Origin of the sequence: Micromonospora sp. NPDC050980 (genome assembly GCF_040653835.1) — a bacterium.
Taxonomy (GTDB): domain Bacteria; phylum Actinomycetota; class Actinomycetes; order Mycobacteriales; family Micromonosporaceae; genus Micromonospora.
Genome location: NZ_JBFAGS010000012.1, coordinates 137,882 through 157,204, shown reverse-complemented (window position 1 = coordinate 157,204; position 19,323 = coordinate 137,882). Strand labels below are relative to the sequence as shown.

The following is a 19,323-nucleotide window of genomic DNA, read 5'->3' as shown; positions in this document are numbered from 1 at the left end:
CCCGCGAGTGGGTCAGGACTGCTGCCGCTCGATCTCGACCCGCTCGATCACCACGTCCTGCAGCGGCCGGTCGCTCGGCCCGGTGGGGGTGTTCGCGATCGAGTCGACCACCTTCACCGACTGCTCGTCGGCTACCTGGCCGAAGATGGTGTGCCGGTTGTTCAGGTGTGGCGTCGGCGACACGGTGATGAAGAACTGCGAGCCGTTGGTGCCCGGCCCGGCGTTCGCCATGGCCAGCAGGTACGGCCGGTCGAAGCGCAGCTCGGGGTGGAACTCGTCGCCGAACTTGTAGCCCGGGCCACCGCGACCGGTGCCGGTCGGGTCACCCATCTGGACCATGAAACCGCTGATCACGCGGTGCGAGATGGTGCCGTCGTAGTACGGCCCGCTGCCCGGCTGACCGGTACGCGGGTCGATGTACTCCCGGGTGCCCTCGGCCAGCTCCACGAAGTTCCGGACGGTCTTCGGCGCGTGGTTTTCGAAGAGCTCCAGCCGGATCGGGCCGGCGTTGGTGTGCAAGGTGGCGTAGACAGCCTCGGCCACGGGTACTCCTCACTCGTTGGTCAGTTCCTTGCGGATCCTCCCATGTGCCCGATCTGGCCATGCGGAGGCATCCGAAGGTGGAGGATGACGAAGGAACAACTCCCAGGAGGTGGGACCGTGTTTGGAATCGGGCGGCGAAAGACCCAGGGCCAGCTCGCCAAGGTCGAGCTGAACCAGGGCATCGGTCACCTGAGGCAGGCCGCCTCGCACGCGGCGAAGGGCGCCGGCGCCGCGGTCGGCCCGCGGGTCGAGGCAGCCCGGGTCGCGGTCGCGCCCACCGCCGTTCTGGTCCGGGACCGGGCGTCCAGCGGTGTCGCGTCGAGCGCCGCCGCGCTCGCGCCGGTGCTGCTGGCCGTGCGCAACGCCCGGGCCGAGGCCGCGGGCAAGGCGGTGACCGGCCGTAAGGCCGCGGCGGCGAAGAAGTCCGCGATGACGAAGAAGGCGAAGAACATGAAGCCCGGAAAGAAGAAGCAGCGCAGGTCGCGGGGCATGACCGCCGGCCTGCTGGTGGCCGGCACCGTCGCCGGCCTGGCCGGTGCGATGGCCATGCGCCGCCGCCGCGAGCAGCAGGAGTGGGCCGAGTACGACCCGACCGGCGCGATCGCCCCGACCGGTCAGGACACGTTGGAGCCGATGCGCGACGACGTGGACACCATCGTGGTCGAGACCCCGGACGCGACCGCGAAGGTGACCCAGGCCGGCCCGAGCGGCGCCGGCAGCTCGGCCGTGGCAGACGGCAGCAGCTCGTCGACCACCGCGCCCGGCGCCGACCCGGTGATCCACCCGAACAGCCAGGTCCCCTCGGTCGCCGAGGGTGCCCGGGACGTCTCCGGCCGCCCGGCCGACGACATCACCAAGGCCGCGCCGAACGGCAGGAGCGCCGCCAAGGCCAGCGGTCGCCGCTGAGCCACCGGCTCGTCGGAGCAGCGCCGGCGCGCGGGCACGTCCCGCGTGGCCGGCGCTTCCGTGCCCGCACGGGTCGCGCCCCGTCAGAGCCAGCCGTTGCGGCGGAACCAGCGGTAGAGGACGAACGACAGGGCGAGGTTCACGGCCCAGATGGCCGGATAGCCGTACGTCCATCTCAGCTCCGGCATGTTGTCGAAGTTCATGCCGTAGATGCCGGCGATCGCCGTCCACACCGCGCCGATCGCGGCCCAGGCGGCGATCTTGCGCATGTCGTTGTTCTGATCGACCGTGACCTGGGCCAGCCGGGCCTGCAGGATCGAGTTGAGCAGGTCGTCGTAGGAGTTGACCTGCTCGACCGTGCGGCTGAGGTGGTCCTGCACGTCCCGGAAGTAGCGGCGCACCTCCTGCGGCACCGCGCGGTTGGCCTGCGAGGTGAGGGTGATCAGCGGTCGCTGCAACGGCACCACCGCGCGCTTGAACTCGACCAACTCCCGCTTCATCTGGTAGATCCGCTGGATCCGGCCGCTGCTCTGGCGGTCGAAGACGTCCGCCTCCAGCACGTCGAGGTCGTCCTCCAACCGGTCGGAGACCTCCAGGTAGAGGTCGACCACCCGGTCGGTGATCGCGTACGCGACGGCCCACGGCCCCTGCCGCAGCAGGTCCCGCTTCGCCTCCAGGTCGGCGCGCACCGGCGACAGCCGGCAGGCGTCCCCGTGCCGCACGCTGATCAGGAAATGCGGCCCGATGAAGAGCATCACCTGGCCGGTCTCCACCACCTCGGAGTTCTCGGTCAGCTCGGCGTGCTCGCAGTAGCGGGCGGTACGCAGCACCAGGAACACGATCTCCCCGAAATGCTCCAGCTTCGGCCGCTGCTCGGCCTTGACCGCGTCCTCCACGGCCAGCTCGTGCAGGCCGAACGTGGCGGCGATCTCGGTCATCTCGGTCAGGTCGGGCTCGTGCACGCCGAGCCAGACGAAGCCGTCGCGCTCCCGCCGGGCGGCGGCCAGGGCGTCCGCGTACTCGAAGCGGCCGGGCCGGCGCTCGCCGTCGACGTAGAGGCCGCAGTCGACGATGCCGCTGCGCCCGGAGCGGGCCGGCTGCGGCGTCCGCGGGGAGCCGTCGGCGTTGAGGATGCGGGACATGGCGCGTACCGGCGCCGCCCAGGCCCGCGGCCGGACCGCCCGGTCGCCGTGCTGGCCGGCGGTTCGCCCGCGTGCCACCCGGTCCGTCATCTCCTCGCCCCCTCTCCGCGAAGCTGCGGCTTGCAGGCTACGCCGCCGGGGAGAGGGATCGGCGGGCCGGCGGTCGCGGATGGCGCCGGGCGGGCCGGCCGCGTCAGGGGGGTGAGGGGCGACACGGCCCACCCGGCACCCTTGGGGGCGGGAGTGATGCTGGACGCGCCGCCGACCCGGCCGGGACGGCTCGCCGGCCGGAAGGTGAGCGACGCTCGCAGCATTGTGGGCCGGCGGCCGGCCCGGCGGGAGAGCCGACCCGGCTTGCGAGCGCTTTCTGTCGGAAACCCGACAGAAAATTAGCCGCGAACGGCCGCCATCGCCTCGGCGAGCCGGCGGACGCCCTCGTCGATCCGGTCCGCCGTCACCGCGGAGTACGCCAATCGCAACGCGTGCCGGCCGCCGTCGACGATGAAGTCGCTGCCCTTCACCACCGCGACGCCGCGCTCGGCCGCGGCCGGTGCCAGCCGGTCGACCTCCACGTCCGCCGGCAGCTCCACCCAGAGGAAGTAGCCGCCGTCCGGCTCCACGAACCGAGCCTCGGGGATGTGCCGACGCAGCGACTCGGCCAGCACCCCGGCCCGCTCGCCCAGCGCGGTGCGGACGGTGTGGATCGAGCGCTCGATCGCGCCCGAGACGCAGAACTCGTGCACGATCGCCTGGGCCACCATGCCCGGCGAGATGTAGAGGTTCGTCGCCCGCTTGGCGATCGTCGCGATCAACTCCGCCGGGCCCACCAGGTAACCGACCCGGACACCCGGGCAGACCGTCTTGGTGAAGCTGGAGGCGTGCACCACCACACCCCGGCCGTCCATCGACAGCATCGACGGCAGCGGCTCACCCCGGAAGCGGATGTCCGCGTACGGGTCGTCCTCGAAGATCGTGAACTCGTACTCGGCGGCCAGATCCAGCAGCTCACGACGCTTCTCCAGGGAGAGGGTGACGCCGGCCGGGTTCTGGTAGTTCGGGATCACGTGGGCCAACCGCGGCCGGACCCCGGACTCCAGCAGCTTGCGCAGTTCGGCGGTGTCCAGACCGTCCGGCTGGATCGTCACGCCGTGCACCTCGCCGCCCATCTGCTGAAGGTTGAGCAGCGTGCGGTCGTAGGTCGGGCGCTCGACGACCACCGCGTCGCCGCGGCGGACCAGCTGGTCGAAGAGGAACGCGTCGGCCTGCAGCGAGCCGTTCGTGACCAGCACCTGGTCGGCCTCGACGCCGTGCTTCTCGGCGATCCACTTCCGCAACGGCGGGTAGCCGACGGAGGTGCCGTACGCCGTGACCCCGGCGGGGTCGGCGTCGAAGGCGCGGACGGCGGCGGCCTTGAGCCCCTCGACATCGACGATGTCCAGCGAGGGAGCCCCACGGGCGAAGGAGATCAGCTGCTCGGCGGTCATGCGCAGAGCCTAGGGCCTGCCCCGGCGGGTCCGACCGGCATACACGCGAAGTTCAACATGCGGGCGGTCGGCGGCGTCCACCAGGGTCGACGGAGAACCGAGCCCGACCCGCGGCTGTCTACGATCCGACCGGACGGTGGTGCCGACGGGGTGACCGCCGAAGGATGACGGGTCGGCAGACCCGGGAGACAGGGATGGGGCTCGTGACCGAGGACGAGACGGGACGACTCGACGACCAGCGGTTCGCGCAGTGGCTGGCCACCGAGGCCGGGGTCGCGCTCACCGCGCTGCGGGACCGGCAGGGCTTCGCCGACCCGAAGGCGCTCAAGGACGCCGGTGACCGCGCGTCGCACGAGCTGATGACCGCGGCGCTGGCCCGGTGGCGTCCGGCCGACGCGGTGCTCTCCGAGGAAGAGGCCGATGCGCGCCGGGCCTGGGCGGACGGCGAACGCGCGCCCCGGCACGAGGCGGACCGGGTCTGGATCATCGACCCGCTGGACGGCACCCGCGAGTTCTCCGAGGCCGGACGGGACGACTGGGCGGTGCACGTGGCGCTCTGGCAGCGCTCCGCCGCGCCGGACGGCGCACTGGTCGCCGGCGCGGTCGGCATGCCGGCGCGCACCACAGTGGACGGCGACCCGATCGTCCTCGGCACCACCTGCCCGACGCCGAAGGCGACCGACGGGCCGATCCGGATCGCGGTGAGCCGCAGCCGCCCGCCGGCGTTCGTCGGTGAGCTGGTCGACCTGCTCGGCGCCCGGGCCGTGCCGATGGGCTCGGCCGGGGTCAAGGTCTGCGCGGTGGTGACCGGCGAGGTCGACGCGTACGTCCACGCGGGCGGCCAGTACGAGTGGGACAGCGCCGCGCCGGTGGCCGTCGCGCTGGGCGCGGGCATGCACGCGTCCCGGATCGACGGGTCGCCGCTGCGCTACAACCGTGCCGACCCGCGCCTGCCCGATCTGCTGGTCTGCCGGCCCGAACTGGCGGACCGGCTGCTCGACGCGATCTCGCGTACCGGGGTCGAGATGCCCGCTTCAACCGTCACCGGTGAGCAGGGTGAGGCGTTCGGCTGAGAGTGACGGTACACACGGCCACGGTGAACGAGGGATATTGTCGGGCGGGAATGCGCGTCCGACCTGAGCCCACGACACGGGCCGCCGACAGCCAGGGAGGGCCATGCCGGCCGACCGAGACCCGCACACCGCCTTCGGGCAGCCGACCGGCCTGTGGCCGGGACAGGACATTTCGCACCGGTCGGACAGCTTCGCGCTGCCCTGGCCCGAGGCCCGGACCGGGGCCACGCCACCGGCGCGGACCGAGGTGCCGGGCGACCTGCCCTGGCCCGAACAGGAGGCAGCCGGCCGCGACCGGGCGGCCCAGCCCTGGGCCGGCCCCGACCACGGTTGGTCCAGCCCAGGCCCGGCCGGCACCCACCAGACGCCCACCGGGTGGGAAGGGACAGCGACCGCCGGGTGGGAAGGGACAGCGACCGCGACCGCCACGCTGACCGGGCCACCGCCCGGCGACGCGCCGACCGGGCCGAGCGCCGGTGGTCCCGGCCAACCACCGCCCCCGCCGGTCGCGCCCGGCCCGCCGCCCGGCGGGGCCCGGCGGCGCTGGCGCGTGATGATCGCGGCGGCCGTGGTGCTGGCCGTGGCCGGCGGCGGGGTCGCGGTGGCCGCGCTGCGGCCCGACGCCACCAACCCGCAGGCCGGCGAGGTGCCGGCCACGGCCGGGCCGGCGCCGTCCGCCGACCTGGGCGCACGCGGCGGCGCCCCGAGTGCCGCCCCGAGCGCAGCGGTGGGGCTCGGCGGGAAGCCCGCCACGAAGCCGCCGGCATCCGCCGGCGCGGGCACCAAGGGCTTCGCCGGCACCCGACTGACGCTGCCCGGCGCGTCGATCGGCGTGCAGAACGGCGAGAGCTTCGGCCAGGCGCTGAGCCGTTCCGACCGGACGTTCGGCAAGCTGCAGATGGCCCGGATCTTCTTCCCCGGGCTGCCGCCGGCCTGGCGGGGCAGCCGGGCCGACGTGGTGGACCGCACAGTCGTGGTGTCCTTCAAGGCCGCGCCCCAGGAGATCATCTCGGGCAAGCACGACGCCCGCCTGACCTCCTGGTTCGCGTCGATCCCCCGCGACCACAACGTCTACTGGTCCTACTTCCACGAGCCCGAGGACGACGTCGAGCGCGGCGCGTTCACCCCTGTCGCCTACCGGGCGGCATGGAAGCGGATCGCCGGTCTGGCGGCGCGGGCCAACAATCCCAAGCTGGTCAACACGCTGATCCTCATGTGCTGGACGCTCGATCCGAAGTCCAAGCGCGACTTCAACGCGTTCTACCCCGGCGGTGACGTGATCGAGGCGCTCGGGTGGGACTGCTACAACTGGGGCAAGAAGTGGAAGCGGTACGCCCCGCCGCAGGAGATCTACGGCGCGATGATCAGCAAGTCCCGGGCGCTGGGCAAGCCGTGGGGCGTCGCGGAGACCGGCAGCGACCTGGTGCCCGGCGACTCGGGCACCGGGAGGGCCGCCTGGATCCGGTCCATGACCGACTATCTCAACGGACAGCGGCCGGAGTTCGTGGCCTACTACAACCAGACGGTCAGCCAGGGTGACTTCCGGCTGCTCGACCAGCCGAGCATCCAGGCGTGGAAGGCGTTCTGCGTAGCCTGAGACGGGCCGGCGGACCACTGACGCGGGAACGGGCGGGTGACTTCGGTCACCCGCCCGTTCCCGGTGTCGTTCAGATGCCCCGGCCGCGCTTGTGCAGGGTGCGCAGCACCCGGTCGGCCTGCACGGCCCGGCTCGCCACGGCCAGCGCCAGGTAGGCGCGCGGCTCCTTCGGGTTACGGGCCAGCGTGCGCCGGGCCCAGCGGACCGCGTCCCGCCGGTTGCCCATCGCCGCCTGCGCGAAGGCGATCTGGCCGGCCACCCGTGCCTCGCCGTGCGGCACGGTGGCGAACTCGGGGTAACGGCGCAGCAGCCACTGCAACGCGGTCGAGATCGTCTCCCAGCGCTGCGCGAAGTAGGACCGCTTGTGCCAGCGGACCAGCACGTACGGGCTCTCCACGTTGACCAGCGGGGCGTATCGGGCGGCCCGGAGCAGGAACTCGTAGTCCTCCGCGTAGCTGCCCGGGATCTGCTCGTCGACCAGACCGATCGCGTCGAGCAGCGCGGCCCGCCGGATCAGGAACGTCGACGGGTGCAGCTCGGTGAGCCGGTCGCGGAGCAGCGCCTCCAGCGAGATCCGGGCCCGGTCCAGCGAGCGGTCCACCGTACGGTCGTCGTAGCTGACCCGGATGCCGCAGCTCACCAGCGCGCCGTCCGGGTGCGCGTCGAGCGCGCCGAACTGGGCGGCCAGTTTGCCGGGCAGCCACTCGTCGTCGTCGTCGCAGAACGCCACCCATTCGCCGGTGGCCGCCTCGATGCCGGTGTTGCGGGCGCCGGCCAGCCCGGCGGTGCGGGTGTTGGTGATCACCCGGACCCGCCGGTCGCCGCGGTCCGACTCCAACGACCGGTCCGGCTCGGACTGGTCGTAGACCACGATCGCCTCGACCAGGCCGGGATGCGCCTGGCTGAGGATCGCGTCGAGCGCCGCGCGCAGCAGCTCCGGACGGTCCCGCGTCGGTACGACCACCGAGATGCTCGGCCCACTCATGCTCTCTCCACGGACTCGTCGGATCCCCGCTGGCCCAGGTAGCCGTAGCGGACTCGGAGCGGCAGCGTGGCCAGGCTGACCACGGCCCGACTGCGGCGCGGCAGACGGTCCCGCCACGTCTCGTCCCGGCGCACCGTCAGCGGACCGCCGCTGAACCGCAGCGGGTTGCCCGCGACGCTGTGCGCCCGGAACGGCGCGGCCGGCTCGGCCGACGGGTCCGCGGTGCCGCCGGCCAGGATGCGCAGCGCCGCCGGATCGTCCGGCAGCCCGGCGAAGTCCCGCAGCCGGCGTACGGTGCCCGCCGGGTCGGCGGTGAAGTCCTCGTAGCGGAGCCGGAGCACCTTCGCCCGCGCGGCGAGCAGGTGGAACGCGGCGTTCTGCGCGGTCCACAGCTTGCTCACCTCGAACGGCGAGAACGTCGGCATGAAGTCCTCGCCGTCCACCACCTCGGGCCGGCGCACCTGCTTGCCCCAGGAGTATGCGACCGCCCGACTGTCCCGGATCAGGTGCAGCACCCGCAGGTCGAGGTCGTCGGCCCAGCTCAGCGCGAAGGCGAGCGAGGCGTGCTTGCTGGAGTCGACCACCAGCCGGGCACCGGTCACCGCGAGCGCCGCGGTGTAGATCCGGGTGTAGAGGTCGGCGTAGCGGCGGACGTCGGCGAGTTGCTCCGCGGTGAGCGAGTTCTTCGCCAGCCGGGGGATGTGCCGGGTCCGGTCGACCCGGTCCTTGAGCGCCAGCACGTCGTCGCGGTCGACCGCGGACCAGCCGCCGAACGCCTGCTCGCCGACCTGCTGCCAGAACGGGCAGGCGGTGAACCGCTCGCCGCAGCCGCACCGCTCGTCGGCGCCGAGCGCCCGCTCCCAGAGGTGCACCACCTCACCCACCGCGCACACGTCGACACTCTGCGCCAACAGCAGCTCCAACAGCGTGGAACCGCTGCGGCCGAGACCGCCGACGAAGAGGACACGCGGCTGCGCCGGCTCCGGCCCGCTCATCCGCGCCGCCCGGCGGCCCGCTGGCGGACCCGGCGGGCCACCAGGTCGTCGATCACGGCGCCGACCCGGGCGACCGCCTCGGCGCGCGGATCCGGCCGTCCCGGGTCGGCCGCCAGGACGAAACGGGACGGCTCGGCCAGCCCCTCGTCGAGGGCGGCGAGCAGCTCGGGTTCGCTCTCGCAGAGCCGGACCATGCCGGCCGCTCCCAGCCGCCGGGAGAACAACTGCTGGTGGTTGTCGACGTGCTCGTCGTGGGTCGGGTCGCGAGGCACCACGATCGGCAGGTGGCCGGTGCGCCGGGCCTCGGTGATGGTCGCCGGGCCGCCGTGGCTGACCACGAGGGTCGCCTCGGCCATCGCCCGTTGCAGCTCCTCGTGCCCGAGGAACGCGGTGGCCTCGGGCAGGGCCGGCGGGCGGCTGTGGCCGTACTGGAGGACCAGCCGCACCTCGGGCCGGGCGGCGTGCCAGCGCTCCAGCCAGCCGACGAGGCGGTCGAACCGGTGCACGTCGGTGCCGACCACGACCAGCACGAACGGCGCGGACCGGCGGCCCCGCTGCTGCGGAATGTGCGCCATCAGAGGAGGTTTCCCACGACTGTCGCCTCCGGGTACATCCGGCGCTGCTCCTCCCACTGCACGAGCATCGCGGAGAGGAAGGGCCGGCAGAGCCGCGCGGTAAGCGTCGCGCTGTCGATCCGGTCGTAGACCTCGATGTAGACCGTCGGGATCCGGCGCAGCCGGGCCGCCACCACGAACGGCAGCGCGACCCCGGCGCCGGTGGTGACCACCGCGTCCACCCGGCGCCGGCGGATCACCCGCAACGCGAGGAACGCGTTGCGGACCAGGTTCTTGACGTTGCGGGTGGTGGGGTGGTGGGCCCAGACCACGTCCTCGCCGTCGAGCAGGGAGCGGGCGTCCGGTGTGTCGAAGGTGACCCAGGCCCGGCGTCGATCCCGGTACCAGGGTTCCAGCGCCAGCAACTGGGCCAGATGCCCGCCGCTGGAGCCGACCAGCAGGACCTGCCCCGCGCCGTCGGTTGACCCGATCACCACAACGTTCCCTCCCGTACGCGTGTGACCGCGTCCGGAATTACGTGAATGGCCCTCGGACGCGCCCTGACAACCTACTGGCGTGCCCCTGGGCAATTGAAGGGGCCGTTGGACGGAAGCCGACCGGCCGGTCGGGTCACCCTGGGATTCCCGTCGCAGGGATCCGGTCGGCCGTGCGAGCCGGCAGGTCAGCGCCGGTCGGGCCGGGGCGGCGGGCCGGCCCCACCACGTCGCGCAGGGATGTGTCAGGATTCCGTCACCGCTCCGCACGAGAGCCGCCGGCGACGTCGGCTCCTCGGGGGTCAGGTCGGGCCCGCTGCCGGGAACCCGCCGAATGGCCAGCAACGATCGGCCATCTCTACGCGGGCTGCCCCACCCGGGCAGGCTTACCGGAACGTGAGCAGACTTTCCCTCAACGTTCGGATCGGGGACACTCGAAGTCACGGTCAGTTCCAGCTGTGCCGTGGGACTGCCCGGCTCGGTCGAAAGGGAGCGACAGACTCTGATGCCCTCACCCCATTTGGCCGAGAACGACGCCGACGGTCTTGCCCTGATGGCCTACCTGGGCTGGTTGCGCCGCCGCTGGTGGATCCTGCTGCTCGCCACGGTCCTCGGGCTGGCCGGCGGCCTGGCGGTGAGCCAGCTCCAGGAGTCGCGCTACACCTCGACCACTTCGCTGCTGGTGCGCCCGCTCGGCACCGGGGCGGAGAGCAACCCGAACACCAAGGTCAACCTCGACACCGAGGCGCAGGTGGTCCGCTCGCTCGTGGTCGCCGAGCGGGCCAAGGGCCTGATGAAGGTCGACACCGCCGCCGACGAGATGGTCAAGTCGGTCACGGTGATGGTCCCGCCGAACAGCCAGATCCTCCAGGTGGCCTACGAGGCGGGCAGCCCGGCGCAGGCCCAGGCGGGCTCGCACGCGTTCGCGCAGGCCTACCTCGACCTGCGCAAGGCCACCGCGCAGAAGGCGCTGGAGAACGAGAGCAAGGCGCTGACCCAGGAGATCGAGGGCATCCGGAAGCAGCTCAACGAGGTGGCCGGGCGGATCGCCGCGGCGCCGTCCAACTCGCCGGAGCGGGAGCGGGCCGAGGCCGACCGGTCCGTGCTGACCAACCAGCTCAACGGTCTGAACAACCGGCTCAGCCCGCTGATCTCCGCCGACTCCGACCCCGGCGAGATCATCTCCGACGCTCGGCTACCCGAGCGGCCCAGCTCCCCGAACCGCACCCTCAACCTGGCCAGCGGCATGGGCGCCGGCCTGCTGCTCGGCATCGTGCTGGCCCTGGTGCTGGACCGGCTCGACACCCGGATCCGGCGGGGGCGCGACGTCTCCGACCGGGTCGGCCTGCCGCTGCTGCTGGAGCTGACGACGCGCCCGTCGTCGCTCGCCGTGCTGCCCGCCACCCACCGGATCTCCCGCGAGTTGGGTCGGCTGCGCAACGTGCTGCTCTCCGCCGTCCCCGAGCCGGCCCAGGCCGGACGCGGTCGCCAACTCCTGCTCTGCGACGGCTCACCCGGCGCCGCCGCCGGGTTCGTGGCCGCCAACCTGGCCGCCGCGTACGCCCGCACCGGCGCGCAGGTCGCGCTGATCACCACCAAGCCGGACTCGGCGTTGAGCGGCATCACCGGGGTGGCCGAGGGGCGGCACAGTCTCGCCTCGGTGCTCCGGCGCGACGTGCCGGCGCTCAAGGCGCTGGCCCCGGTGCCGGGGCTCGGTCAACTCCGGGTGCTCGTGCCGGGCGACCTCGACGCGGAGGTCGAGCTACCGGTCGCCGGGTTGCTGGAGATCCTGCACGAACTCTCCGCGCGCTTCGACCACGTGCTGGTCGAGACGGGGCAACCGACCCAGGCGGTGGAGGCCCAGGCCCTGGGCCGGTACGTCGACGCCGTGATCGTGGTGGCCGAGGCCGGAAAGACCCGCAGCGGTGAGATCACCGCCGCTCTTGAGCAGTTCGAGCAGGTAAACGCACCGGTGCTCGGTGCCGTGCTCGCTCCACGCCTGCCCGCGCCGACCGGGGGCGCCACCCGCCCGGCGACCTCGGCCGGCTCGACCTCTCCGGCCGGCTCGACCGGCCAGACCGGCTCGACCGCGCCGGCCGACCAGGCCAGCCGGCCCAAGCCCCGGCCGAGCCCCGGCCCGTCCGCCGAGTCCACCATGGTGCTGCCCCGCATGCAGTCCGCCCGCACCGGTGCGCCGAAGCAGGCGCCGCCGACGCCCCCCGCCAAGGGCGCCGCTCCGGCCAAGGGCGCCACTCCCGGCAAGCCGATGCCGGTGAACGGCGCCGGGGGCACCTACCGCTCCCGGGGCGAGGGCGGCGAGGGCCGCAGCTATGCCATCGACTCGGGTGAGGATCTGGGGTGAACCGCCGGCAGATGCTCCGCGCCGCCCTCGCTCCAGCCGTCGTCCTCGGCACCGGCGCGGGGTGCAGCGAGCCGCAGCCCAAACCGGGCAGCGTCGACGTCGTGGACCCGGGTGACGTCACCCCGTCGTCGGCCTCGCCCAGCCCGAGCCCGACCCTGCCGACGGCCCCGCTGACCGGGGCGCCGGCCGGCACCGCGGCGGCGGCGGCCCGCCAGGCGGTGGCGGTGCCGCTGCGGGTGAGCCCCCGCACCACCCCGGCCGGCCTGGACGCCGCCGATCTGGTCTACGCCGAGTTCGCCGAGTCGGACACGCTGCACCTCACCGCGGTCTTCCACTCGCGGGACGCCGCACGGATCGGCCCGGTCACCGAGATCCGGCCGGTCGACATCCGCTCGGTCTCGGTGCTGCGCCCGTTCGTCGGCTACAACGGCGGACCGACCGGCTTCCTCAGCCAGTTCGAGAACTCCGACCTCGACGGCGTCACCCCGGACGACGGGGGCAAGGTCTTCAGCGACGGTTACACCTCCACGGCGGCCCTGCTCAAGGCCGCGCCGAAGGGCGGTCAGCCGCCCACCCCGGCCCTGGACCACGCCGTCGACGGCGACGCGCTCACCGCCCGCGACCTCGTCACCGCCACCGAGCTGACCATCGCGGTCTCCGGCGGGCCGCCGATGGTCTGGCGGTACGACCAGCAGAAGGCGCACTGGGCCGGCAAGGTCGGCACCGGGACCGTGACCGCGGCCTCGGTGCTCGTGCTGACCATGGAATACCGCACGCTGGAGGTGCGGAAGCCGTCGTTCCGCTCGCTGCCGTCGGCGAACGTCTTCGGTGAGGGCGCGGTGGTCGCGGTGTCCGGCCCGACCAGCGCGAAGGGCCGCTGGCGCAAGCCCGGCCTGGGGATGGTCTGCACGATCGCCGACCTTAGCGGCGACCTGCTGCACCCGAAGCCCGGCAACGCCTGGGTGATCTACGTCCCGACCACCGCCAAGGTCACCGTGAAATGAGCACCGTCACCCCGCCCCGCTCGGCGCGCGGGTCGGTTCCCCTCGACGCGGTGATGCCGCCCGAGGGAAAGCGCCTGCGGCCGGTGACGGTACGGCCGGCGGGCTGGTCGTGGCGGCTGCCGGTGGCGTGGCCGCTGATCTCGCTCTTCCTGCTCTACCCGGTGTGGTGGGCGCTCGGCGTGTCCAGCTTCGTCTTCATCATCTTCGCGGTGCCGATGCTGGTGCAGCTGGCCCGGCGGGGCCCGATCCGGGTTCCGCCCGGCTTCGGGATCTGGCTGCTCCTGCTGCTCTGGCTGTTCCTGTCCGTGTCGACCCTCGGTCTCGTCGCGCCGAACACGCTGCCGCCCGGCGGTGGCGGTGGCCGCTACCTCGGCTGGGGCATCCGGCTGGCCAACTTCGTCGCCATGACCGTGACCATGCTCTACGTCTACAACCTCGGCGAGCGGGAGCTGTCCCGCCGGCGGGTGATCCGGCTCTTCGGGTTCATGGGCGTGGTGGTGGTCCTCGGCGGTTGGCTCGGCTCGCTCTTTCCGACCCTGGGGTTCGTCGCGCCGCTGCGGTTCGTCCTGCCGCCCTCCATCGCCGGCCATCCCTTCGTCGCCTCGCTGATGGATGTCAAGTTCGCCCAGGTCCAACAGGTGATCGAGGGAGAGGCCAGCTCACCCCGACCGTCCGCGCCGTTCACCTACACCAACTCATGGGGCGAGAACACCGCGATCCTGCTGGTCTGGCTGGTCGTCGGCTGGGTGGTGCTGGGCAAGCCGTTGCGCCGCACGGCCGGCGTGGTCATCGCCCTGGCCGCGATCTTCCCGATCATCTACTCGCTCAACCGTGGGCTCTGGATCGGCCTCGGCATCGCCGCGGTCTACGTGGCGATCCGGCTCGCGCTGCGCGGCCGGATGGTGGTGCTCGGCGGCCTCGCCCTGGCGGTGGGCTTGATCGGCGTGCTGATCGTCGCCACCCCGCTCGGCCGCACCTTCGACGAACGGCTGCAGAACGGGCACAGCGACGACATTCGCACCACCCTGTCCGAGGGCGCGGTCACCGCGGCGAACCACTCGCCGATCCTCGGCTACGGCGGCAACCGGGCGCTGATCGGCAGCAACCGGTCGATCGCCATCGGCAAGTCCGACGACTGCAAGCAGTGCGGCAACCGGGAACTGGGCAGCAACGGCCAGCTCTGGGCGTTGCTCGTCGGCCAGGGGTGGGTCGGCGCGTTGGCCTACAACGGCTTCTTCCTCTACTGCCTCTGGCGCTACCGACGCGACCACAGCGCGATCGGGATCGCCGGCTCGCTCGTCATCATCCTGATGCTCTTCTTCCAGTTCACCTACGGAGCGCTGGAAGCCACCCTCGCCTACGCCCTGATCTCGATCGCCCTGCTGGCCCGCAACGACCGGGTGCGCCGGGCGCTCGCGCCGGCGCCACCGGTGGGCACGATCGCCGGGCTACGGGCCCGACTGGAAGCAGCCGGTGACCGCTGATGGTGTTCCGCGTGCCCCCGGACGGCGACGGCCGCTCCGCCTACCTCGCTGAGCTGGCCGGCCTGATCTGGCCCGAGCCGGCCGCGCCCGCCCTGCGCCGGGGTGGCGCCGGCTGGGTCGTGGTGCCGTCGGCCGCCCGACCCCGGCTGCTGGTGCCCACCGGCCCCGGCCGGGCCGCGGCCGGCGCCGTCCGGCACTCCACCGAGGCGGTCGGCCGCAAGGCCAAGCTGGTCCGGCAGGGGTTGGCCACCGCGTTCCGGTTCGGGCTGGGGCCGCTGGTGTTCCGCGACCGGCTGGTGGTCGACGGCGGTGGGCTGGACGCCCACCTGACCGAGGTGCTGGGCGAACCGGCGCTGGTCAGCCTGCACATCGGGCCGGCGCGGGCCAACCGCAAGCCGGTGCTGCAACTGCTCGCGCCGGACGGCCGGGCCCTGGGCTACGCGAAGCTCGGCGTCGACCCGCTGACCCGCGCCCTGGTCGACGCCGAGGCCGCCGCGCTGCGCCGCCTCGCCGGCGTGCCGCTCGGCCCGGTCGTCCTGGCCGGGGTACGCCACCACGGCGACTGGCACGGGCACGCGTTGCTGGTGCAGGAGGCGCTTCCGGTGCGGCTGCCCCGGGCCGCCCCGGCCGTCGCGGCCAAGGCCGAGCGGGCCGCCATGGTGACGGTCGCCGGCTGTCTCGGCGTACGGCGGGGGTCGTGGGCGGGCAGCAGGCACGCGGCCCGGCTCACCCGCGCGGTGGACGAGCTGGGCGACCGGCCGGAGGCCGGACGGCTGCGCGCGGTGCTGAAGTCGGTCGCGGACGCCGACCCGGTGGTGGCGTTCGGGGCCTGGCACGGGGACTGGAACGGCGGCAACAGCGCGGTGCTGGCCGACGGCCGGGTGCTGGTCTGGGACTGGGAGCGGTTCGAATCGGACGTGCCGGCCGGCTACGACGCGCTGCACCTCGCGGTGCAGGGCGCGATGAGCCACGACGGGGTGGAGCCGGTCGAGGCCGCCCGGGCGTTGATCGCCGGCGCGGACCGGACGCTCGCGCCGTTCGACTCCGTCGGCGGGGGCGCCGACCTGGTGGCAGTGCTCTACCTGGTGGAACTGGCGGCCCGTTATCTGCGGGACCGGCAGGCGGAGGCGGGTGCGCGACTGGGGCACGTCGACACCTGGCTGCTGCCCGCCGTCGAGGAGCACCTGGCCCGTCGGGCCGGGTGAGAGTGAGGAGTGGGGACGTGACGGTGGCCAGGGAGCAGGCGCTCCGCGCGGTGAAGTCGGTGAGCCGGACGGTCGGTCGGTTGACCGCCGGTTCCCGGATGGTGCCGGGATTCCTGATCGTGGGGGCGCAGCGCTGCGGCACCACCTCGCTGTTCAAGACGCTCTCGCAGCACCCCGGGGTGCTGCCGCCGGCCTACCACAAGGGCGTGCACTACTTCGACGTGGACTACCACCGGGGGATGAGCTGGTATCTCGGACACTTCCCCACAAACGGCAAGGCGGAGGCGGTGAAGGCGCAGCTCGGCGTGCGCGGGATCACCGGCGAGTCGAGCCCCTACTACATGTTCCACCCGCTGGCCGGCCAGCGGATCGCCGAGGACCTGCCGTCGGTGAAGCTGCTGGTGCTGTTGCGTGACCCGGTGGAGCGGGCCTACTCGGCGCACTCGCACGAGCTGGCCCGCGGCTACGAGACCGAGGCGGACTTCGAGCGGGCGCTGGCGCTTGAGGAGCAGCGGACCGCCGGCGAGCGGGAGCGGATGACCGCCGACCCGTCGTACGCCAGCGAGCACCTCCAGCACAACGCCTACCTGGCGCGCGGACGCTACATCGAGCAGGTGGAGCGGCTGGAGTCGCTGGTCGGGCGGGACCGGCTGCACGTCATCGACAGCGATGACTTCTTCGCCGACCCGCGGCCGTCGTTCGACGCGGTCTGCGACTTCCTGGAGCTGCCCCGCTGGGCGGACATCGCCTTCGGCAAGCACAACTCGCGGTCCCGTTCGCCGATGTCGGCCGAGCTGCGGGCCCGGCTGGAGGACCACTTCGCCCCGTACGACGAGCGGCTGGCCACGTGGTGGGGACGCGTGCCGTCGTGGCGGCGGTGACCCGGGCGGACGCCGGGGCCACCGCCCTGCCGGCCGCGCCGGCCGCCGGCCCCGGCGCGGGGCTGGGTGGCGCGGCCCGGCAGGGCTTCGCGAACCTGGTCGGGGTGGGCCTGGCCGCGGTGGCCGGCTTCGGTCTCAACATCGTCATCGCGCGGGGTTGGTCGGTCCGGGAGGCCGGCATGTTCTTCGCCGCCACCAGCGCGTTCATGATCGCCGCGTCGGCGGCCCGGCTCGGCACCGACGTGGGCACCGTCTACTTCGTCAGCCGGCAGCGCACGCTCGACCGGCGGGACCAGATCCGTGGCACGATCCTGGTCGGTCTGCTGCCGGTGCTGGCGGTCGGTGTCCTGCTCGGCGTGGCCGGTTGGTTGGCCGCCCCGGCGCTGGCCCGGGCGACCATGCCGGAGGCCGGGCCGGACGCGGTGACCGCGTTGCGCGTCCTGTTGGCGTTCGTGCCGCTGGCGGCGTTGAACGACTACGCGCTCGCCGCCTGCCGCGGCTTCGGCCAGATGCGTCCGCTGCTGACCGTGGAGCGGCTCGGTCGCACCCTGGTGCAGTTCCTGGCCGTGGCGGTGGCCGCCTGGTTGGGGCTCTCCGCCGCCGTCGCGCTGCCGCTGGCCTGGGTGGTGCCCTATCTGCTGGCCGCGGTGGTCGCGCTGCTCTGGCTGGGCCGGCTGGTCGGCCGGGCGGGCCGGCAGGTGACCCGGCCGGTGCCGGCCGGCGAGCTGGTGGCGCCGTTCTGGCGGTTCACCGGGCCGCGCGCGGTCAGCAGCGTCGCCGCGATCGTGGTGCAGCGGCTGGACATCGTGCTGCTCGCCGCGTTGCGCGGGCCGGCGGACGCGGCGATCTACACGGCGGCGACCCGGTTCCTGGCGCTGGGGCAGCTCTCCAGCGTCGCGCTCTCCAGCTCGGTGCAGCACCGGCTGGCCGCCGCCTTCGCCCGTGACGACCGGGCCGAGGCCCGGCGGCTCTATCAGGCGGCGACCGGCTGGTTGGTGCTGCTCTCCTGGCCGGCCTACCTCATCTTCGCGGCGTTCGCCGCCCCGATGTTGTCGCTGTTCGGCTCCGGCTACGGCGACGGGCGCCGGGTCGTGGTCCTGCTCGCGCTGATCATGTTGGTGGCCACCGGGTGCGGCATGGTGGACATGGTGCTCAACATGGCCGGGCGCACCGCCTGGACGTTCTACAACGCGATGGTCGGCACGGTGGTCAACGTGGTCGCCAACCTGCTGCTCATCCCGCGCTACGGCATCCTCGGCGCGGCCCTGGCCTGGACCCTCGCCATCCTGGTCACCAACCTGGTGCCGCTGACCCAACTCTGGTGGTCGATGCGCCTGCACCCGTTCGGCGCCGGCACCCGGGCCGCGATGGCGCTGGCGATCGTCGCGCTCGGCCTGCCGCTCGGGGTGGCCACCCTGCTCGACGCGGCGCTGCCGGTGCTCGCGCTGGTGACGGTCGGCGGCGCGGCGGCGTACCTCGCCGGGGCCTGGCGCTGGCGGCGCACCCTGCACCTCGACGCGCTGCGGTCGCTGCGCGGTGGCCGCAACCGGGCCGGGGCGGACCCGGCCGCCCAGTCCTGACCCGCTCCTGTGTACCGATGGGACCTGTGATGACCAGCGACTCCCCCCTCACCCCGCACTCCGGCCTGTCCGCGGTCAAGGCCGCGAAGCTGGCCGCGGTCGGACTGCTGGCGGACCGCAAGGAACGCCGGGAACTGGAACGGCCGGTGGAGGCCGGCAACCGGAAGCTCACCCTGAAGGTGGAGCGACCGATTTTCATCCTCGGCGCGCCCCGGTCCGGCACCACGTTCCTGGGCAGCTGCGTGGGGGCGTTGCCGGACGTGTCGTACCATTTCGAGCCCCGGTTGACCAAGGCCGTCGCCCGCTGCGTCTACGAGGGAAGCTGGACCCCGCAGCGCGCGGCCCGCTACTTCCGCGGCTACTACGGTGCGCTGCTCGCCGCCTCCGGTCACGGCGGGCTGCGGTTCGCCGAGAAGGACCCGGAGAACTGCTTCATCGTGCCGTTCCTGACCGAGGTGTTCCCCGACGCGGTCTTCCTGCACGTCTACCGGGACGGCCGGGACGTGGCCGTGTCACACGCCGAGCAGCCCTGGCTCAACGCCGCCTCGACCGGCACCGGCCGCAGCGGCCGGGGCGGCACGCCGTGGGGTGCCGCTCCCCGGTTCTGGGTGGAGCCGGACCGGCGCGAGGAGTTCACCCGCGCCTCCGACCTGGGTCGGTCGGCCTGGATGTGGCGGCGCTTCACCGGCAGCGCGCTGGCCCAGCTCGCCGAGCTGCCCGCGGACCGGGTCCGGCACCTGCGTTACGAGGACGTGGTCAGCCGCCCGGCCGAGGCGGCCGAGGTCGTGGCGGACTTCCTGGAGGTCCGCGACCCGGCCGGACGGCAGGCGCTGCACGACCGGTTCGCGAAGGCCCGGCCCGACTCGGTGGGGCGGTGGCGGCAGCGACTGACCGAAAAGGACCTGGGCGACGTGCTGGCCCAGGCCGGGCCGCTGCTGAACGAACTCGGCTACCACCCGTGAGCGAGCCTCCACGGGTAGAGTTCCAGGGGTCGCCCGCCCGGCCCGGCGGGCCGTTCCGCTGACGCGGGGCCG

The 19,323-nt window shown here is 73.4% G+C and carries 17 protein-coding genes; 10 read left to right on the top strand and 7 right to left on the bottom strand.

Annotated features, from left to right (window positions below):
• Nucleotides 1-12 precede the first annotated feature (12 nt).
• The gene (locus AB0H28_RS19675) at nucleotides 13-543 is read right to left on the bottom strand and encodes a peptidylprolyl isomerase (RefSeq protein WP_358041812.1); all 531 of its coding nucleotides are present in this window, start codon (nucleotides 541-543) and stop codon (nucleotides 13-15) included.
• A gap of 84 nt (nucleotides 544-627) precedes the next feature.
• Between AB0H28_RS19675 and AB0H28_RS19670 the strand changes: the two genes are divergently transcribed.
• Nucleotides 628-1,449: a hypothetical protein gene (locus AB0H28_RS19670; RefSeq protein ID WP_358041810.1), complete on the top strand. Its 822-nt coding sequence runs from the start codon at nucleotides 628-630 to the stop codon at nucleotides 1,447-1,449.
• An 83-nt stretch (nucleotides 1,450-1,532) separates the two neighbouring features.
• On the opposite strand, the gene corA is transcribed toward AB0H28_RS19670, so the two are convergent.
• On the bottom strand, nucleotides 1,533-2,681 hold the full coding sequence (corA, locus tag AB0H28_RS19665) for a magnesium/cobalt transporter CorA (protein WP_358041807.1): 1,149 nt from the start codon (nucleotides 2,679-2,681) through the stop codon (nucleotides 1,533-1,535).
• Nucleotides 2,682-2,980: 299 nt separating this feature from the next.
• Nucleotides 2,981-4,075 (bottom strand): PLP-dependent aminotransferase family protein, encoded by a 1,095-nt coding sequence (locus tag AB0H28_RS19660; RefSeq protein ID WP_358041804.1) that lies wholly within the window; start codon nucleotides 4,073-4,075, stop codon nucleotides 2,981-2,983.
• A 194-nt stretch (nucleotides 4,076-4,269) separates the two neighbouring features.
• On the opposite strand from AB0H28_RS19660, the gene AB0H28_RS19655 reads away from it, so the two are divergent.
• Nucleotides 4,270-5,148 carry a 3'(2'),5'-bisphosphate nucleotidase CysQ gene (locus tag AB0H28_RS19655; protein WP_358041801.1) on the top strand — a complete coding sequence of 293 codons (879 nt, stop codon included), beginning with the start codon at nucleotides 4,270-4,272 and terminating at the stop codon, nucleotides 5,146-5,148.
• 103 nt (nucleotides 5,149-5,251) lie between these two features.
• Nucleotides 5,252-6,745, top strand: coding sequence for a hypothetical protein (locus tag AB0H28_RS19650; RefSeq protein WP_358041798.1), 1,494 nt, complete (start codon nucleotides 5,252-5,254; stop codon nucleotides 6,743-6,745).
• A 70-nt stretch (nucleotides 6,746-6,815) separates the two neighbouring features.
• Here AB0H28_RS19650 and AB0H28_RS19645 read toward each other — a convergent pair whose 3' ends face one another.
• The 4 genes from AB0H28_RS19645 to AB0H28_RS19630 are packed head-to-tail and all read right to left on the bottom strand — an operon-like array spanning nucleotide 6,816 to nucleotide 9,776.
• Complete coding sequence (locus AB0H28_RS19645; RefSeq protein ID WP_358041795.1) at nucleotides 6,816-7,730, bottom strand: glycosyltransferase family 2 protein; 915 nt, start codon at nucleotides 7,728-7,730, stop codon at nucleotides 6,816-6,818.
• On the bottom strand, nucleotides 7,727-8,725 hold the full coding sequence (locus tag AB0H28_RS19640; protein WP_358041792.1) for a sulfotransferase: 999 nt from the start codon (nucleotides 8,723-8,725) through the stop codon (nucleotides 7,727-7,729). The genes AB0H28_RS19645 and AB0H28_RS19640 overlap by 4 nt, the downstream gene beginning before the upstream one ends.
• Nucleotides 8,722-9,300: a glycosyltransferase gene (locus tag AB0H28_RS19635; protein ID WP_358041789.1), complete on the bottom strand. Its 579-nt coding sequence runs from the start codon at nucleotides 9,298-9,300 to the stop codon at nucleotides 8,722-8,724. The genes AB0H28_RS19640 and AB0H28_RS19635 overlap by 4 nt, the downstream gene beginning before the upstream one ends.
• On the bottom strand, nucleotides 9,300-9,776 hold the full coding sequence (locus AB0H28_RS19630) for a UDP-N-acetylglucosamine--LPS N-acetylglucosamine transferase (RefSeq protein WP_358041786.1): 477 nt from the start codon (nucleotides 9,774-9,776) through the stop codon (nucleotides 9,300-9,302). Before AB0H28_RS19630 ends, AB0H28_RS19635 begins: the two co-directional genes overlap by 1 nt.
• 502 nt (nucleotides 9,777-10,278) lie before the next feature.
• On the opposite strand from AB0H28_RS19630, the gene AB0H28_RS19625 reads away from it, so the two are divergent.
• Genes AB0H28_RS19625 through AB0H28_RS19595 form a run of 7 tightly spaced genes read left to right on the top strand, consistent with a single transcriptional unit; the run spans nucleotide 10,279 to nucleotide 19,251 of the window.
• Entirely contained in the window at nucleotides 10,279-12,135 is a 1,857-nt protein-coding gene (locus AB0H28_RS19625; RefSeq protein ID WP_358041783.1) for a Wzz/FepE/Etk N-terminal domain-containing protein, read from the top strand.
• The gene (locus tag AB0H28_RS19620) at nucleotides 12,132-13,139 is read left to right on the top strand and encodes a DUF3048 domain-containing protein (RefSeq protein WP_358041780.1); all 1,008 of its coding nucleotides are present in this window, start codon (nucleotides 12,132-12,134) and stop codon (nucleotides 13,137-13,139) included. The genes AB0H28_RS19625 and AB0H28_RS19620 overlap by 4 nt, the downstream gene beginning before the upstream one ends.
• On the top strand, nucleotides 13,136-14,623 hold the full coding sequence (locus tag AB0H28_RS19615) for an O-antigen ligase family protein (RefSeq protein ID WP_358041777.1): 1,488 nt from the start codon (nucleotides 13,136-13,138) through the stop codon (nucleotides 14,621-14,623). The genes AB0H28_RS19620 and AB0H28_RS19615 overlap by 4 nt, the downstream gene beginning before the upstream one ends.
• Entirely contained in the window at nucleotides 14,623-15,828 is a 1,206-nt protein-coding gene (locus AB0H28_RS19610; RefSeq protein WP_358041775.1) for a hypothetical protein, read from the top strand. The genes AB0H28_RS19615 and AB0H28_RS19610 overlap by 1 nt, the downstream gene beginning before the upstream one ends.
• Nucleotides 15,829-15,845: 17 nt before the next feature.
• Nucleotides 15,846-16,709, top strand: a complete 864-nt coding sequence (locus AB0H28_RS19605; RefSeq protein WP_358041772.1) for a sulfotransferase domain-containing protein — start codon at nucleotides 15,846-15,848, stop codon at nucleotides 16,707-16,709.
• Nucleotides 16,676-18,289: a polysaccharide biosynthesis C-terminal domain-containing protein gene (locus AB0H28_RS19600; protein WP_358041769.1), complete on the top strand. Its 1,614-nt coding sequence runs from the start codon at nucleotides 16,676-16,678 to the stop codon at nucleotides 18,287-18,289. The genes AB0H28_RS19605 and AB0H28_RS19600 overlap by 34 nt, the downstream gene beginning before the upstream one ends.
• Nucleotides 18,290-18,318: 29 nt before the next feature.
• Nucleotides 18,319-19,251: a sulfotransferase gene (locus AB0H28_RS19595; RefSeq protein WP_358041766.1), complete on the top strand. Its 933-nt coding sequence runs from the start codon at nucleotides 18,319-18,321 to the stop codon at nucleotides 19,249-19,251.
• Nucleotides 19,252-19,323: the final 72 nt, after the last annotated feature.

Excerpts from the sequence above, each read along its gene's own strand:
- AB0H28_RS19670 (WP_358041810.1), top strand. The coding sequence starts at position 628 with ATGACGAAGGAACAACTCCCAGGAGGTGGGACCGTGTTTGGAATCGGG.
- corA (WP_358041807.1), bottom strand. The coding sequence starts at position 2,681 with ATGACGGACCGGGTGGCACGCGGGCGAACCGCCGGCCAGCACGGCGAC.
- AB0H28_RS19660 (WP_358041804.1), bottom strand. The coding sequence starts at position 4,075 with ATGACCGCCGAGCAGCTGATCTCCTTCGCCCGTGGGGCTCCCTCGCTG.
- AB0H28_RS19655 (WP_358041801.1), top strand. The coding sequence starts at position 4,270 with ATGGGGCTCGTGACCGAGGACGAGACGGGACGACTCGACGACCAGCGG.
- AB0H28_RS19650 (WP_358041798.1), top strand. The coding sequence starts at position 5,252 with ATGCCGGCCGACCGAGACCCGCACACCGCCTTCGGGCAGCCGACCGGC.
- AB0H28_RS19645 (WP_358041795.1), bottom strand. The coding sequence starts at position 7,730 with ATGAGTGGGCCGAGCATCTCGGTGGTCGTACCGACGCGGGACCGTCCG.
- AB0H28_RS19640 (WP_358041792.1), bottom strand. The coding sequence starts at position 8,725 with ATGAGCGGGCCGGAGCCGGCGCAGCCGCGTGTCCTCTTCGTCGGCGGT.
- AB0H28_RS19635 (WP_358041789.1), bottom strand. The coding sequence starts at position 9,300 with ATGGCGCACATTCCGCAGCAGCGGGGCCGCCGGTCCGCGCCGTTCGTG.
- AB0H28_RS19625 (WP_358041783.1), top strand. The coding sequence starts at position 10,279 with ATGCCCTCACCCCATTTGGCCGAGAACGACGCCGACGGTCTTGCCCTG.
- AB0H28_RS19615 (WP_358041777.1), top strand. The coding sequence starts at position 13,136 with ATGAGCACCGTCACCCCGCCCCGCTCGGCGCGCGGGTCGGTTCCCCTC.
- AB0H28_RS19610 (WP_358041775.1), top strand. The coding sequence starts at position 14,623 with ATGGTGTTCCGCGTGCCCCCGGACGGCGACGGCCGCTCCGCCTACCTC.
- AB0H28_RS19595 (WP_358041766.1), top strand. The coding sequence starts at position 18,319 with ATGACCAGCGACTCCCCCCTCACCCCGCACTCCGGCCTGTCCGCGGTC.